This window comes from Devosia sp. Soil_C_22 (assembly GCF_057657195.1).
Map to the genome: position 1 here is coordinate 2821747 of NZ_JBDGIY010000001.1, position 15354 is coordinate 2837100.

The following is a 15354-nucleotide window of genomic DNA, read 5'->3' on the forward strand; positions in this document are numbered from 1 at the left end:
AGGGCTTTATATACCAGCCCTCGCCGGATGGTCCGGGAATGGGCTTTCTTGGTAAATCGCCGCCGGGAAAGGCCTTTACGCCGTGAGCTACTCCGCCTCCGGACCTGACGATCGGGCGGCGGGCGAGGCCCGGCGGCACAATGCCATCTCGCTGGTCCTCACCCTCGCGGTGCTGTTCGCCTTCATCGTCCGCGTGCTCGTCAACGACGAGATGATGAACCATCTCGTCGAGTACACCAGCGAAGGCGGCGCCTTCTACGAGAAGCTGCATTTCGGCACTTATGCCATCCTGCTGCTGCTGCCGGTGGCGCTGTTCAGCCGCCCGATCTACCTCGAAGGCCACGACATCCGCCGGTTCAAGGACCTGGTGCGCTTCTGCCTCGTCCTGATTGCGCTCATCGTCCTGCTGATCCTCATGCGACGTGTGAGCGCCGGCGGGTTGCTGGTCGATACCTACCTCGTCGCCGGCGCGGCCGGGCTGATCATGCTGGCGTTGCCGCGCGATGGGCGGCGCTTCATCGGCGATGCGCTGCTGCTGCTGAACCTGCTGAGCGCCATTGTCGGCATTCTCGAATTCGCGACACGGACGCGCTTCCTGCCGAGCCCGCTGGTCGAGCTGACCTTTCGCCCCAACGGGCTCGCCGGCCACCCGCTCAACCTCGGCATGATCTCGGCCGCTTCGCTCGCCTTCGTGCCGCTGACCACGTGGAAGCCGTGGGCCAAGGTATCGGTGATGCTGTTGTTCCTCGTCGGCACGGCGGCGGCCGGAGCGCGCTTCTCGCTGGTGCTCGCGGTGCTCGAAGTGCTGGCGCTGGTGCTGTTCGTGCCCTGGGGCATGCCGGCCCAGACCGAGCGCAAGGCCAAGCTCGGCGTGTTGGTGCTGGTGGTGGTCGGCGGTCTCGGGCTGTTCGCGATCCTTGCCGCCGGCGGGGCGCTGCAGCGCTTCGAGGGCGGCATCGTCGACGAGAATTTTTTCGCCCGCACCAACATCTACTCGATCTTCGGGCTGGTGCGCTGGCAGGACATCATGTTCGGCACCGACATGGAGGCGATCCTCAAGATCGTGAACGACAAGATCGGCCTGCCCTTCATCGAGAGCTCGCCGGTCTATTTCACCTTCCTGCTCGGCGCGCCGCTGGCCATCGTGGTGTTTGGCCTCTTGTTCTGGATCTACTGGCGGCTGCTGCAGCATATGCCGCGGCCGGCCTGGATCGGCATCGCCGTGTTCCTCGCCTCGGCGCTCTCCAACAACACGGTGTCGAGCAAGACGCCAGTGCTGACGCTGTTCGTGGTGCTGATCCTCGCCTATGTGCCGAGACGGACGGCGCCCCGCGCCGCCGCCGGCCGGGACGGCGTCGCCGCCGGCTGACCGCGACCGCCAGGCTGCACGCTGGCGCTGTCGACGGCCTCGAGCCGGCCGGCGCGGGTGAGCGTATGCACCGCATGGCCGGGCCACGCTTCGCCACCGCCAATGGGCTCGACCCGACCGAAGCGGACCTCGTTCTCGTCGAGCGTCAGCAGTTCGGCGAGCCCGAGCCCGCCGCCATAGCTGGCCGAACCATCCTGCAGCGGCAGCAGCAGCCGCTTGCCGCGGGCGATGAAGCGGCCACCCGGACGGGCAGCGCTGTGATCGATCCGGATGGGTCCGAGCTTGTGCGGCGCCCACGGGCCGGTGATGGCGGGCGCCGACCAGGCGACCATGGTGTCGGAAGCGGAGCCGGCGCCGATCTGCTCGGTGCCGATGAGCCAGAAGCGACCGGCGCGTTCGACCAGCGTCATGTCGTTGAGGCGGGGGCCGCGGGCAAGCACGGCAGCGCGCTCCCACTTGAGCGGGAATTCGATGGCCCGGTAGAGCACCAGCTCCCGTGCCGCGCTGGCTTCGGGGATCATGTAGATCTCGCCCGCATGCGCGAAGACCTGCGGGTAGCTGAGATGGTGGCCCTCGACGATCACCGGCTGCGGCGTGCCGAAGCGGCCATCCGCGCCGAGCTCGGCAACCGAGATGATGCCGCGGCCGGTGGCGTAGGGATATTCCTCGACGAACAGGTAGGGCTTGCCCTGCCATTCGAAGGCGAAGGGATCGGCGTAGAAGCGCTGGCCGTCATCGGGCAGCTCGGTGAAGGCGGTGCCGCCGAGCCGGCCGGTATCGGCAATGCCGGGGCCATCGATGAAGCGATAGGCGGTGCGCCAGTAGAACGGCCGGCGGCGGGTCAGCTTGCGCCAGACCCGCTGGCCGAGCGCGACAGGCAGATGTCGGGCATAGAGCGCGCCGAGACGGCCGGGCGCGATGGTGGCGCGCGCCCGCGGGCCGATGGAGCGCAGCGTGCCGAGCGCAAAGCGGGTGAGGCACATCTCGACCAGCGTCACGGCGCTTGCGAGGAGGTCGGAAGCGGCGCGGCCGAGCCAGACGCGATCGCCCAGCATCGGGCGGGCCTCGGCCACGGCGACGCCGTCGAGCCGGGCGAGGAGATTGGCGTCCATCTCATGCTCGAGCAGCGAAGCGAGACCGGTCGCGAGATCGTGCTGGCCGTTGAATTCGAGGGTGAGGCTCGGAGCCCCCCTGCCCTCGGCCCGGCCGGTGAAATCGAGCACCAGGTCGGGCGTGCCGGCATCGGCTTCGACCGGCGGCGCATCCCGGCGGGCCAGCGAGCCCGCGGCGCGCGAGCGTTCGAAGCCGAGGATGCGATCGAGAGAGCGATCAGGGTGGCCTGCGGAGGTGTGGCTGACGCCGACGCAATGACCGGCGCGCATCAGGCGATAAAGTAACTCCGACTGCCATTGGCGCCAGTCTGCAGGATCGCATATGATTAAAATTGTATTCAATTTAATAACTCGGCAGGTAGGCCATGCAGTCGAGATAGTGGCGACTGAAGAGCCTGTACAATCGCTAAATCGTAACTCGGTAAATTCCGCACGCAGATTAATTATATCTTAAGCGTGGAGGAGACGACCAGCGGCCCGCGGTAGTATGTAGCCATCACACGCGCTGTGGACGCGCGAAAACTATGCGGTGCGGTTTTCGATATGAACTACTTTTCTCCCTCTCGGCGACCCGAGCGGCAACGCCTCCTTATTGTCTTCGGCACCCGGCCCGAAGCGCTCAAGTGCTTCCCGGTGGCCCAGGCCGCCTTGCACAGCCCTGACTTCGACACCCGCATCTGCGTGACCGCCCAGCATCGCGAGATGGTGGACCAGGTGATCGCGCTGACCGGCATGCCGGTCGATTACGACCTCGACGTGATGTCGCCGGGCCAGACCCTGTTCGATGTCACCACCCGCGTGCTGACCGGCATGGAAAAGGTGCTCGAGGACTGCAAGCCCGACATCGTCATGGTACAGGGCGACACCACCACCGCCATGGCCGCCGCGCTCGCCGCCTTCTATAAGCGCATCCCCATCGCCCATATCGAGGCGGGCCTGCGCAGCCACAATATCGACAGCCCCTTCCCCGAGGAGCTGAACCGGCTCGTCGCCGGCAACATCGCCACCTGGCACTTCGCGCCCACTACCGAGGCGCGCGACAACCTGATCGCCGAGGGCAAAGACAAGAGCCGCATCTTCGTCACCGGCAACACGGTGATCGACACGCTGCTGCATTTCTCCCGCACGCTCGATGAAGACCGGCTGCTGTCGGAGGAAATGGCGTCCCGCTTCCCTTTTCTGGATGACAGCAAGAAGCTGATCCTCGTCACCGGCCATCGGCGCGAGAACCACGATGGCGGCATCGGCCGCATCTGCACTGCGCTCAAGGTGCTGGCGACGCGCGGCGACGTGCAGATCGTCTACCCGGTGCACCCCAACCCCAACGTGCGTGGCGTGGTCGAGGCCGAGCTGGGCGCAACGCCGAACATCCACCTGATCGGGCCGCAGGATTATCTGCCGTTCCTGTACCTGCAGAAGCGCAGCTACCTGGTGCTGACCGATAGCGGCGGCGTGCAGGAAGAGGCGCCCTCGCTGGGCAAGCCCGTGCTGGTGATGCGCGAGAACACCGAGCGCCCCGAAGGCGTCGCGGCCGGCACCGCGCGCCTCGTCGGCACCGACATCGACCTCATTACTTCAAATGCCAATCGCCTGCTCGACGACCCGGCCCAGTACCGGGGCATGGCCGAGCGACACAACCCGTATGGCGACGGCCGGGCCAGTGCCCGTATCGTCGAGGAGCTTGCGCGCAATGTCTGACATCACCACCGTTTCCGTCATCGGCATGGGCTATATCGGCCTGCCCACCTGCGCCATGTTCGCCAGCCGCGGCGTCAACGTCGTCGGCGTCGACGTGAACCCCTCCGTGGTCGAGAAGGTCAACCGCGGCGAGATCCATATCGTCGAGCCCGACCTCGACGGCCTGATCCACAAGGTGGTGGCCAACGGGTTCCTGCGCGCCTTCACCACGCCGCAGCCGGCCGATGCCTTCATCATCGCGGTGCCGACCCCGTTCGTGGGCGATCACAAGCCGGACGTCAGCTACGTGATGGCCGCCGCCCGCGCCGTGGCGCCGGTGCTCAAGAAGGGCGACGTGGTGGTGCTGGAATCGACCTCGCCGGTCGGCACGACGCGCCGCATGACCGAGGAAATGGCCAAGGTCCGGCCCGACCTCACCTTCCCGATCGAAGCGGGCGAGGATGCGGACATATTGGTGGCGTACAGTCCCGAGCGTGTGCTGCCGGGCAAGGTGCTGAGCGAGCTGATCAACAACCACCGCTCGATCGGCGGGCTCTCCAAGGCATCCTCGATCCGGACGGTCGACCTCTATTCCAAGATCATCGCCGGCGACCTCTACATCACCTCGGCCGAGAGCGCCGAGCTGGTGAAGCTGACCGAAAACGCCTTCCGCGACGTCAATATCGGCTTTGCCAACGAACTGGCCGCGGTGTGCCAGGAGCTGTCGCTGAACGTGTGGGAGGTGATCGAGCTCGCCAACAAGCACCCGCGCGTCAACATCCTGCAGCCCGGCCCCGGCGTCGGCGGCCACTGCATCGCGGTCGACCCGTACTTCATCATCGACGCGGTGCCCGAGCACACGACGCTGATGAGCGCGGCCCGCAAGATCAACAATGCCCGCCCGCATACGGTGGTGGACGACATCGTCGCCCTGCTCGAGCCGGGCAAGACGCAGACGGTGGCCTGCCTGGGACTGAGCTTCAAGGCCAATATCGACGACGTGCGCGAGAGCCCGGCAGTCGAGGTGGTGAAGGCACTGGCCGAGGTGCCAAATATCAAGCTGATCACGGCCGAGCCGCATATCAGCGCGCTGCCCGAGGAACTGCACGGCAAGGGCATCATCTTCACCGATGCGCTCAGCGCCATCGACCGCGCCGATATCGTGGTGCTGCTGGTCGATCATCGCCAGCTTGGCCTGATCGATCCCAAGGCGCTCGAGGACAAGAAGCTGGTCGACACCCGCGGGCTGTGGACCTGGAAGAAGTCGCAGCGTCCGGACGCCCGCATCGAGGGCCGCAAGGCCCGTGAGGATCGCGAACGCGGCCACCCGCTGCGCCGCGCCTCGGACCGGGTGGCGGCCTGATGGCCGGCTGGTCCGACCATCCGCTGCTCAAGGCGCGCCGCCGGGAATTCCTCGGCGCGCCCATGCATGCGCTGACGATGGCCGAGACACTGGCGCTTGCGACCAGCGCCATGGCTGAGCGCCAGCCGCTGCATCACACGGTGATCAACGTTTCCAAGCTCGTGAATATGCGCAAGAGCGCCGAGCTGATGGAGGACGTGGCGACTGCCGACGTCATCAACATCGACGGCGCGGGCGTGGTGCTCGGCATGAAGCTGTTCGGCATCGAGGTGCCCGAGCGCGTGGCCGGCGTCGACATCATGACCGAGCTGTTCCGCATCTGCGCCGAGCGCGGCTTCCGCCCCTATCTGCTGGGCGCCGAAAAGTCGGTGCTGGATGCCGTGGACCAGCGCCTCGCGCGCGACTATCCCGGGCTGGTGGTCGCCGGCATGCAGGACGGCTATTTCAAGCCGGCCGACGAGGCCGACGTGGTCGCCGCGATCAACGCGAGCCGCGCCGACTGCCTGTTCGTCGCCATGCCGACGCCGCGCAAGGAGCGGTTCCTGAAGCAGTATCGCGATGCGCTGAACCCGAGCTTCGTGATGGGCGTGGGCGGCAGCTTCGACGTCTATGGCGGCAAGGTCGCGCGGGCGCCGGTGCTGGTGCAGAAGCTGGGGCTCGAATGGGCTTTTCGCGTGCTGCAGGAGCCGGGTCGGCTGTGGCGGCGCTATTTCGAGACGAACACCGCTTACGCCGGATTGCTCTGGCGCGAATTCTGGGGCCGCCGCCGCTCGGCGTGACGAATCCCGGTTAGTCGGGAAAAGGCCCTCGCCGTTGGCGGGGGTCTTTTGTTTGTGGGCTGGTTTTGGCGCTGCCCCCTCCACCGCCTACGGCGGTCCCCCTCCCCCGTGAACGGGGGAGGATTTCGGAAAGGCCGGCGCGGGAAGATACCCCCACCCCTGTCCCCTCCCCGCAAGGGGGAGGGAGACCCTCGAACGGCTCTCGGTAGTCGTGGGACGAAGACCTGCGAGCGCAGGTCACCTCCCCCCTTGCGGGGGAGGGACAGGGTGGGGGGTCTGCTTGCGCCGATGCGGCTGGTTACGCCATCCCCAGCTTGGCGCGGACCTGGCCGACGATCGCGCGCGTCTCCGCCGGGTGCAGTAGCGTCTGCAGCCCGAGGAACACCAGCCCGCCGCACAGGCTGCCGGCGGCGAGCTTGAAGACCGGCCAGGCATCGCCGAGCAGTGCGCTGCCGATCCAGGCGGCGATGCCGGTGGCGCAGGCGGTGCCGAGCGCGATGGCGAGTTCGCCATAGGGCAGCGGGATCGGGGTAAGCAGGCGGCTGAGGAAGATGCTGATGACGAGCCCGGTCACCGCGCCGCCGAGCAGCGCCAGCGCCGCCCCGACCTCGGCCAGCATCGGCACGAGGATGATCGACAGCGCGATCGAGACGATGGCGGTTGGGATCATGCCGAAGATCAGGAACATCGGCCGCTTGTGGGCGTGGAACATGTTCTCGAAGCCGAAGGCGGCGAAGTTGCTGGCCAAGACGCTGAGCGCCACGATGGGGAACAGCTCGCCCACATGCGCGTGGTAGGCCGGCGGCAGCAGCAGCATGCCGATCTCGTGGCTGAGCGCGACGAGCAGCGCCACGATGGGGAAGCAGAGCCGCGCCATCAGCGCCATCTGCCGGCCGATGAACTCGGCCGCCGCCTGCGGCCCCTGGCTATCGAAGCGCGCCACCATTTCGGGGAAGGCGCCCATGTTGATGGCGTTGGCGACGGTATCGATCGGCTGCCGCGCCAGCGCGTAGGTGGCGGCGAACACCGCGACCGCGCCGGCATCGTAGTAGACCTTGAGCAGGATGCGCTCGGTGCTGTTGATGCCGAAGCCGATGACCGCCATGGCGATGAGCGGCACGCCCAGCGTGAGCAGCTCGCGATGGGTGAAGCGCGCCGGCCCGGCGACGACGCCACCGGCGGCAAACCACAGGCTGACCAGCCCGGCGGCCAGCGTGCCGGCGCTCGAGGCCAGCGATACCATGAGGAAGCTGTCGTGGAAGATGGCGATGGCGGCGGCGGGCAGCACCAGCTGCAGCACGGCGCGCAGGAACTCGAGCATCGAATAGGCACTGTGCCGTTGCTGCATCTGCAGGAGGGTCAGCCCGAAGCGGGCCACGGCGCCGACGGCGAGATAGACCCCGACGGCGGTGGCGAACTCGGCCCAGCGCTCGGGGACGACAAGCCCGGCCGCCAGTGTCGAGATGACGAGCCCAATCACCGTGGTGATCAGCAGCACGCGGGCGGCGAGCAGCACGCTGCCGCGACTGATCTCGCCCTTGCCGCCCAGCCGCAGCAGCGCGATGCGCAGCCAATTGGTGACCGCGGCGTCGGTGAGCTCGCCCACGGTGACGACCAGCGTCAGCAGGCCATATTCGGTGGTGTTGAGCAGCCGGGTCGCGATGACCAGCAGCAGCAGCGCCGAAACGCGCGTCAGCAGGATCGCCGGGGCATAGATGAGCGTAGAACGAAGAAGCAAGAGACGGCCACCGGTGGCTGGGTTCAGCGTCCCATAGACCCGCAGCGCCGGCCGCTCCAGCGCTTTGCCCGGTAAGGGTGAATCCACGCAATTGTATCGAAATGGGTCAGCCGTAAACCTTTCCGAAAGGCTTTGCTTGGACCCGCCCCGGGACGCGGTTATGCCATGCCCCATGTTGCACCGCACCCTGCCGCACAAATCGCTGAACGTGCTCGTCGCCACCCCTTCGGGCGGTACGGGCCAGGGCGGCATCGACCGCGTGATGGCGACGCTGCGCGACGGGCTCGAGCAGCAGGATCCGGGCCGGCTGGCCGCGACCTTTGCCGCGACGCGCGGGCCGGGCCACGTAGCCCTGTCGCCGCTCTACCTGCTGGGTTTTCTCGCCCGGATGCTGGGCGCGCGCTTCATCGGCCGGATCGACGTGGTCCACATCAACCTCGCCAGCAATGGCAGCACCTATCGCAAGCTCCAGATCGCGCGGCTGGCGCGGCTGCTCGGCATTCCCTACGTGCTGCATCTGCATGGCGGCGACTACCCCAATTTCTGGAAGGCCGACGACAGCGCCCTGAGCCGGAAGATCCTCGAGATGTTCCGCGGCGCGCAGCGCGTCATCGTGCTGGGCCGCACCTGGCGCCGCTTCGTCATCAGCCGCGCCCCCGAGATCGCCGACCGTGTCGTCGTGGTGCCCAACGCCGCCGCACAACCGGCCCGTGAGCATGTCGGCGGCGGCGAGACGGCGCATATCCTGTTCCTCGGTCGCATCAACGACATGAAGGGCGTGCCGCAACTGGGCGAGGCTCTGGCCCGCATGCGCGACCTGCCCGGCTGGCGCGCCACCATTGCCGGCGACGGCAATGTCGAGGCGGCCCGCGCCAAGGCCGTGGAGCTGGGGCTGGCCGACCGTGTCGATGTCCCCGGCTGGGTCGATGGCGAGCGCGTCGGCGAGCTGATCGCCAACGCCGATATCCTGGTGCTGCCCTCATTCATCGAGAACCTGCCGCTGTCGATCATCGAGGGCATGGCCTCGGGCCTTGCCGTGGTCGCGACCCCGGTCGGCGCGGTGCGTGACATCATCGAGGACGGCGAAACCGGCCTGTTGGTCGAGCCCGGCGATGTCGACGCATTGACCGCGGCGCTGAGCCGGCTGGTCGCCGATCCCGAGCTACGCCGAAAGCTTGGCGCCGCTGCCTTGCGCTTCCATCGCGAGCGGCTCGATCTCGCCCCGTTCACGGCGGCGATCGAGCAGGTGTGGTTCGAGGCCGCGCGTTAACACTAAGGTAACCTTTCGGTTTCCAGTGCCCCTGCCCCGCACTACCAAGGATTGGTAGGCGCCGTCGATATTCCGGCGCCCTGGGGATACCACCGATGACCATCGAAGCTACGCCATCCAGAGCCACGCGGCCCATTGCGGCCACCGGGCGCCGGATCGCTGGCATCGGCCTGCGGGTGGTGACCGACAAGGCGGAATGGGATCGCCTCGTCGCTGCTGCCCCCGTGCCGCACCTGACGCAGGACTATGCCTATGGCGCCGGCAAGGCCGCCTCGGGCTGGCCCGTGACCCGCGTGGTGTTCGAGACCGGCGGCCGCGCCATCGCCTTCGCCACCGTGCTGCATCTGCGCCGCTTCGGCCTGCGGCTCATCAACCGCATCAACCGTGGCCCGATCTTCCTGATCGAGCCGACCGACGCACAGGTCGTCGAAGTCCACCGCGCCATCCGCAACCGCTGGGGCCGCATCTGGACCGCGCCGCTGGCGATCGCCCCGGCCCTGCCGGACACCGAGCATAGCCACAGGCTGCTGCGCCGCGCCGGCTACCGGCTGCGCACGGCGCAATCCTGGCAATCGGGCCGCATCGACCTCACCGTCGGCGAAGAGGCGCTGCTCGCCCACATGAGTTCCACCTTCCGCAACCGCCTGCGCGGCGCCGAAAAGGCTGGGGCCGAACTGCGCATTGCCGACGACGCCGAGACCTATGAGTGGATGATCGCCCGCCATCTCGAGAACATGGACGACAAGGGCTTTTCCGCCGCGAGCCCCGCTTTGCTGCGTGGCCTGCGCGACGCATCGCCCGAAAATGTCACCGTGTTCCAGCTGCTGCACGAGGACGCGGCGGTCGCCGGCATGTCGGTGGTCCGCTTCGGTAACCATGCCGAATATCATATCGGCTGGTTCGGCCCGGAAGGGCGCAAGCTTAACGCCGGCAACTTCCTGATGTGGCACGTGATGTGCGAGCTGCAGCGCCGTGGCGTGGCGAGCTTCGATGTCGGCGGGCTGAAGCCCGGCGATGGCTATACGCGCTTCAAGCGCACGATGAAGCCGGCCGAGTATCAGCTCGGCGGCGAGTGGATAAGCGTCTGAGGGACCAGAACATGAGCCTGATGGATGTCGCGCGTGGCGCGTATGTGCGGAGCCCCACCATGGTGCGGCGCTCGCTGGCGCCGCTGGTTTCGCTGGTGCCGACCAAGCTGAAGTTCGGCCGCACCTACCAGGCCTGGCGCCAGCGCATCGCACGCGCCAATACCGACGCCAACTGGGCCGCCGCCGAGCACCTGAGCGCCCTGCGCGCAACTCTGCAGCGTGCCCACCAGCTGAGCCCGTTCTACCGCGACCTGCTGGACAAGCATCTCGGCCGCGGTTTCGACCTCTCGACGTTCGAGCTCGCCAACCTGCAGCGCCTGCCGGTGTTGCGCAAGGAAGAGATGCGCGCGGCCGGCGATGGCGCCCTGACCGTCCCCAAGGGCGAGGCCGATAGCGGCGACACCAGCGGCTCGAACGGCGAAAAGCCGTTCTCGTTCTATCTCGACAAGGACCGCTCGGCCCGCGAGATGGCCTTCGTCTACGACAACTGGAGCCGCGTCGGCTTCAACGAGAACACGCCCAAGGCGGTGCTGCGCGGCTTCGGGCTCGATCCCAAGGGCAAGTACCTCACCGAGTGGGAGCCGGCCTTGCGCGAGCTGCGCCTGTCGGTATTCCCGATGACCCACGACGATGTCGGCTACTACATTGACCTGATCGACCGCTACAAGATCCGCTACCTCTACGGCTATCCCTCGGCCATGGAGCTGATGGCGCGCCACATGTCGCGCATCGGCCGGACGCCGAAGCTGCCGCTCAAGGGGCTGATGCCGATCTCCGAGCCGCTCTATCCGCACCAGCGTCGCTGCATCGCGGCGGTGTTTGGTCCAGTGCCTATCGCCAATTTCTACGGCCTCAGCGAAAAGGTGCTGTTCGCCCGCGAGATCGACGACGAGGGCCGCTACGAGTTCGACCCGCTCTATGGCGTCGCCGAGCTGGTGGACGAGGACGGCCGGTTGATCACCGAACCGGGCCGGGAGGGGCGCCTCGTGGGCACCAGCCTGACCGCCAAGGCCATGCCGTTCCTGCGCTACGACACCGAGGATCGCGCCACGCTGATCGAGCTGCCCTCGGAGGCCAACGGCCAGCGACTGAAGGTCGAGCGGCTGATCCCGCGCCGCAAGCCCGACTTCCTCGTCTCCTCGACCGGCAACCGGGTGGTGACCATCGACTTCACCCCCGAGAACCCGCGCTATTTCCGCGGCATCGAGGAATACCAGTTCTTCCAGGACAAGCCGGGCTTCTGCACCATCCGCTACATCCCGACGGCCGACGGCTCGCCCGAGGACGCCCAGCGCATCGCGACGGGCCTTGGCGAGCGCACGCATGGGCAGATTCAGTTCGACGTGCGGCAGGTGGACAAGCTAGCCGGCGGGCGGGCGGGCAAGCGCACGTTCATCGACCAGCGGCTGGATGTTTCGCAGTATTGATCGGCAAGGCCTGAGCGTATCGCTCCACCCCACCCTGCTCCGCTAGGCGGCAAAGCCGCCAAGCTCCACTAGCCCTCCCCATCAAGGGGAGGGAGACCGTGCGAGAACCGAACCCCTCCGCCACGATCCCAACACTCTCAGTCGGGTTTCCCTCCCCCTTGTGGGGAGGGGGGACCCGCGTAGCGGGTGGGTGGGGGTAGCCCCACGCGCTGCGCCTCAACGCAGCCCCAGCGCCTCCAGCATCTTCCCATCCGCCACGGCCGGCCCCTTCGGCTCGATCACGCTCATCCCATACGGGTTGGAATACTCCCACACCGCCCACGGAATGCCGTGCTTCTCCGCCTCGGTGCGCACCGCCGCGAGGTAGCGCAGCCGGTCGGCATCGAACGCCCCCATGCGGCCGTCGAGCGACATCAGGATAGCGCCGAACTCGCCCATGAACAGCCGCTCGGTGGGGACGGCATGGACGCCCGCCCAGCTCACCGCCTCGCCGATGCGGGCGACGAGTTGCGCCTCGCCCCAGCCCTCCTGGAAATACTGCGCGATGAAGGGCGCGACCGCCTGCAGGTTGCGAGCCTTCGCCGCCTCGTCGAGCCCCGCCACATCCATCTGCGTTTCCAGCATGGCGACCACCGCCTCGGGCGAACCCATGCTCGCCGGCCACGGCAGGCCCGAGGCGAAATCGCCCTCGATATCGCTGCGCTGGTGGGTAAACAGGTGCGGCTCGTACATGTGGAAGCTGTAGAGCAGGTTGGCGTCGTCGAAGCTGGGCACGATGTCGGTGAGCCCCGTGATACTGCCCCCGCACGCGCCGGTGGCGACGATCGCCAGCTCGGTCGAGACCGCACGAACCGCCGCGACCGTATTGGCCATGATGGTCTGCCAGTCCTCGCTGCCGCTCGCGTCGCACGGATAATGTGCCGGCTCGTTGAACGGCTCGAACACCACCCGGTCCGTGCCGAGCGGCGCCAGCATGGCGGCGACATCGGCGCTCATCGCGATGTAGTGCGCCACACCCGGCGTATCGGCCGGCGCGTCGATGACGTCGCGGCTATATTGCGGCACCTGCGACACCGAGTGGAGGTTGAACACCACCTTGAGATCGGCGGCGAGCAGCTTTTCCACCGCATCAGACAGCACCGCCAGCGCCTGCTGCCGCTCGGCCCCTTCGCTGGCGAGCAGCGGGCCGGGATCGACGGTGAGGCGCACGAAATCGAAGCCGAGCGCACGGATGGCGGCGAACGGATCGCCTTCCGGCCAGTCGCTCGCCGGCCGGTACTGGCCGAGCCACTCCTCGACGCTGCGATAGGGCGGCCAGCGATAGCTGCCATCGGCATCGAGCGGCGACCAGTTGAGCAATTCATGCAACCCCACGCCGCGATGCAGGGCCGGCGGTGCGGCGAGCGCGGGCGCGGTCAGCAGCACGAGGGCGATGGCGATGCGGATCAGCGGCAGCATGACTCTCTCCATGAGCCGCCCATGTTAACCGCCTGACGCAAAAGGCAGGTTTCAGGTTCCGTGAAATTGGCCCGGATGGTGTATCAGACGTCAAACGTGGAAGGGGCAATGAAGCTCGGCTGGTACATCAACCGCCTGCGCAGCATGGAGCCGGCCGAGGTGGTGCATCGCCTCGGCGAGGCGGCGAAGAAACGCGCCTCGCGTGGCCGGCACGAAGGCTGGGCGCAGTACCCTGCCCCCGACCGCATCGTGCCGATCCCGGGCCTGCGCGAGCGTGTACTGACGGCGGACGCCGAGATGCGCACAGCCATTGCCACTGTGGCGAGCGCGACGCTGGCCGGCCGCTTCTCCGCCCTTGGCCGCAACTGGCCGGAGCGGGCGCCCGGCGCGCTGTTCCCGGCCGAGCTCTGGCGGCTCGACCCGGTGACCGGCGGACTCTGGCCCGGCGCCGAGACCTATGCCTTCGACATCGATTTCCGCCATGACGGCAGTCGCGGCGACATCAAATATGTCTGGGAGAGCAACCGGCTGCAGTTCCTTGTTCCGCTGGCGCTTGAGGCCCTGCTGGACGGCGCGCCGGCACCGCTGAGCGCCATCGAAGCGGCAATCGCCAGCTGGCACGGCGCCAACCCGCCCTTCCGCGGCGTCGGCTGGGCCTCTGGCATCGAAGTCGCGCTGCGCGCCATCAGCCTCGTGCTGGTGTTCAGCCTCGTCGGCCACCGGCTCTCGCGCGAGGCGACCCGGCAGCTCGGCGAAATCCTCAACGCCAGCGCCTTCTGGCTGCCGCGCTACCCGTCAAAATACTCGTCGGCCAACAACCATCTCGTCGCCGAACTGACCGGCGAATACGTGCTCGCCCACGCCCTCGGCCGCCCCGTGCGCAAGGCCGAAGCCGGGCTCGTCGCCGAAACCTTCCGCCAGATCCTTCCGGACGGCGCGCCCGCCGAGCAGACCCCGACCTATGGCGCCTTCACCGCCGAGATGGTGCTGCTCGCCGCCTATATCGGCAAAGCCACCAGCCACCCCTTCCCGCAGGCCGCGCTCGACCGGCTCGGCGCCTTCGCCGGCTTCATCACCGCGCTCGGGGCCCCTACCCCGGCCTATGGCGACGACGACGAAGGCCGCGTGCTGACGCTGGGCGGCGAGACCGACTATGCGGCCTCGGTGGCGGCTGGCATCGCCGGCTTCCTCGGCCGCCCTGGCCCGGCCGCACCCTCGGAGTTGCGCGGCCTGATCTTCGGCCGACCTCTTCGGCCTGCGACCACCGACAAGGGCCTCGTGACCTTCCCGCATGGCGGGCTGAGCGTCTGGCACGGCCTCCCCAGCGGCCGCGACGCGCGCCTGACGCTCGATCACGGCCCGCTCGGTTATCTTGCCATCGCCGCGCATGGCCATGCCGACGCGCTGGCGCTGACCCTGAGCCTTGATGGCCAGCCGGTACTGGTCGACCCCGGCACCTATCTCTACGGCTCGGGCGGCGCCTGGCGCAGCTGGTTCCGCTCCACCCCGGCGCACAACACGCTGAACATCGAGGGCGCGAGCCAGAGCGTCATGTCGGGCGCCTTCAACTGGTCGCACAAGGCGATGGCCAGGCTCGAGGAGACCGGCGAGCGCAACGGCCCGTGGCTGCGCCTGAGCCATGATGGCTACCTCAAGCGCTTCGGCCGCCTGCACCAGCGCAGCGTCGAGATCCTCGCCGGCCAGATAGCGGTCACCGACCAGCTGGTCGGCGGCCCCCCAAGCGACGCGGAACTGGTACTGCAGCTGGCTCCCGGCCTCGTCGCCACCATCGCCGGCAAATCGGTACATGTGGCGCGCGGCGGCGACATCCTGCTCCGCATCGATTTCCCCACCGAGGCCATCACCGCCACCACCGGCGCGGACCGCCCCGACGGCGGCTGGGTCTCCCCGCGCTTCGGCGAAAAGGTCCCAGCGACGCGGCTCTCCTGGCGCGGTCCGATCGGCGAAGGCGCCGTCACCACCTGGCTGACACCGCTGATGCGGGAACGCCCCGAACCTGCGCTTGACACCCACCCCCACCAAACCTAATAAGGCGCCGCGCATAGCGCCCCG

11 protein-coding genes are annotated in these 15354 nt (G+C 67.9%); 8 read left to right on the forward strand and 3 right to left on the reverse strand.

Features of this window, described 5'->3' with window-relative positions:
• Positions 1-82: 82 nt before the first annotated feature.
• Positions 83-1369 (forward strand): VpsF family polysaccharide biosynthesis protein, encoded by a 1287-nt coding sequence (locus AC3A6I_RS13760; RefSeq protein WP_487544287.1) that lies wholly within the window; start codon positions 83-85, stop codon positions 1367-1369.
• Here AC3A6I_RS13760 and AC3A6I_RS13765 read toward each other — a convergent pair.
• Positions 1306-2751 (reverse strand): glucosamine inositolphosphorylceramide transferase family protein, encoded by a 1446-nt coding sequence (locus AC3A6I_RS13765; RefSeq protein ID WP_487544288.1) that lies wholly within the window; start codon positions 2749-2751, stop codon positions 1306-1308. The genes AC3A6I_RS13760 and AC3A6I_RS13765 overlap by 64 nt on opposite strands.
• Before the next feature lie 273 nt (positions 2752-3024).
• Here AC3A6I_RS13765 and wecB point away from each other — a divergent pair, with 273 nt between their 5' ends.
• The 3 genes from wecB to AC3A6I_RS13780 are packed head-to-tail and all read left to right on the forward strand — an operon-like array spanning position 3025 to position 6300.
• Positions 3025-4179 (forward strand): non-hydrolyzing UDP-N-acetylglucosamine 2-epimerase, encoded by a 1155-nt coding sequence (gene wecB, locus AC3A6I_RS13770; protein WP_487544289.1) that lies wholly within the window; start codon positions 3025-3027, stop codon positions 4177-4179.
• Entirely contained in the window at positions 4172-5521 is a 1350-nt protein-coding gene (gene wecC / locus AC3A6I_RS13775; RefSeq protein ID WP_487544290.1) for a UDP-N-acetyl-D-mannosamine dehydrogenase, read from the forward strand. Before wecB ends, wecC begins: the two co-directional genes overlap by 8 nt.
• Complete coding sequence (locus AC3A6I_RS13780) at positions 5521-6300, forward strand: WecB/TagA/CpsF family glycosyltransferase (protein ID WP_487544291.1); 780 nt, start codon at positions 5521-5523, stop codon at positions 6298-6300. Before wecC ends, AC3A6I_RS13780 begins: the two co-directional genes overlap by 1 nt.
• A 298-nt stretch (positions 6301-6598) precedes the next feature.
• On the opposite strand, the gene AC3A6I_RS13785 is transcribed toward AC3A6I_RS13780, so the two are convergent.
• Positions 6599-8038 carry a lipopolysaccharide biosynthesis protein gene (locus AC3A6I_RS13785; RefSeq protein WP_487544292.1) on the reverse strand — a complete coding sequence of 480 codons (1440 nt, stop codon included), beginning with the start codon at positions 8036-8038 and terminating at the stop codon, positions 6599-6601.
• A gap of 172 nt (positions 8039-8210) precedes the next feature.
• Here AC3A6I_RS13785 and AC3A6I_RS13790 point away from each other — a divergent pair, with 172 nt between their 5' ends.
• The 3 genes from AC3A6I_RS13790 to AC3A6I_RS13800 all read left to right on the forward strand — a co-directional run bounded on the left by AC3A6I_RS13790 (position 8211) and on the right by AC3A6I_RS13800 (position 11823).
• Positions 8211-9308 carry a glycosyltransferase family 4 protein gene (locus AC3A6I_RS13790; protein WP_487544293.1) on the forward strand — a complete coding sequence of 366 codons (1098 nt, stop codon included), beginning with the start codon at positions 8211-8213 and terminating at the stop codon, positions 9306-9308.
• Positions 9309-9403: 95 nt separating this feature from the next.
• A complete protein-coding gene (locus AC3A6I_RS13795; protein WP_487544294.1) occupies positions 9404-10396 on the forward strand; it encodes a lipid II:glycine glycyltransferase FemX in 993 nt (330 codons plus the stop codon).
• A gap of 11 nt (positions 10397-10407) precedes the next feature.
• Positions 10408-11823 carry a phenylacetate--CoA ligase family protein gene (locus tag AC3A6I_RS13800; protein ID WP_487544295.1) on the forward strand — a complete coding sequence of 472 codons (1416 nt, stop codon included), beginning with the start codon at positions 10408-10410 and terminating at the stop codon, positions 11821-11823.
• A gap of 216 nt (positions 11824-12039) precedes the next feature.
• Here AC3A6I_RS13800 and AC3A6I_RS13805 read toward each other — a convergent pair whose 3' ends face one another.
• Positions 12040-13281, reverse strand: coding sequence for a glycoside hydrolase family 5 protein (locus AC3A6I_RS13805; protein WP_487544296.1), 1242 nt, complete (start codon positions 13279-13281; stop codon positions 12040-12042).
• A 108-nt stretch (positions 13282-13389) separates the two neighbouring features.
• Here AC3A6I_RS13805 and AC3A6I_RS13810 point away from each other — a divergent pair, with 108 nt between their 5' ends.
• Positions 13390-15330 (forward strand): heparinase II/III family protein, encoded by a 1941-nt coding sequence (locus AC3A6I_RS13810; protein ID WP_487544297.1) that lies wholly within the window; start codon positions 13390-13392, stop codon positions 15328-15330.
• Positions 15331-15354 lie beyond the last annotated feature (24 nt).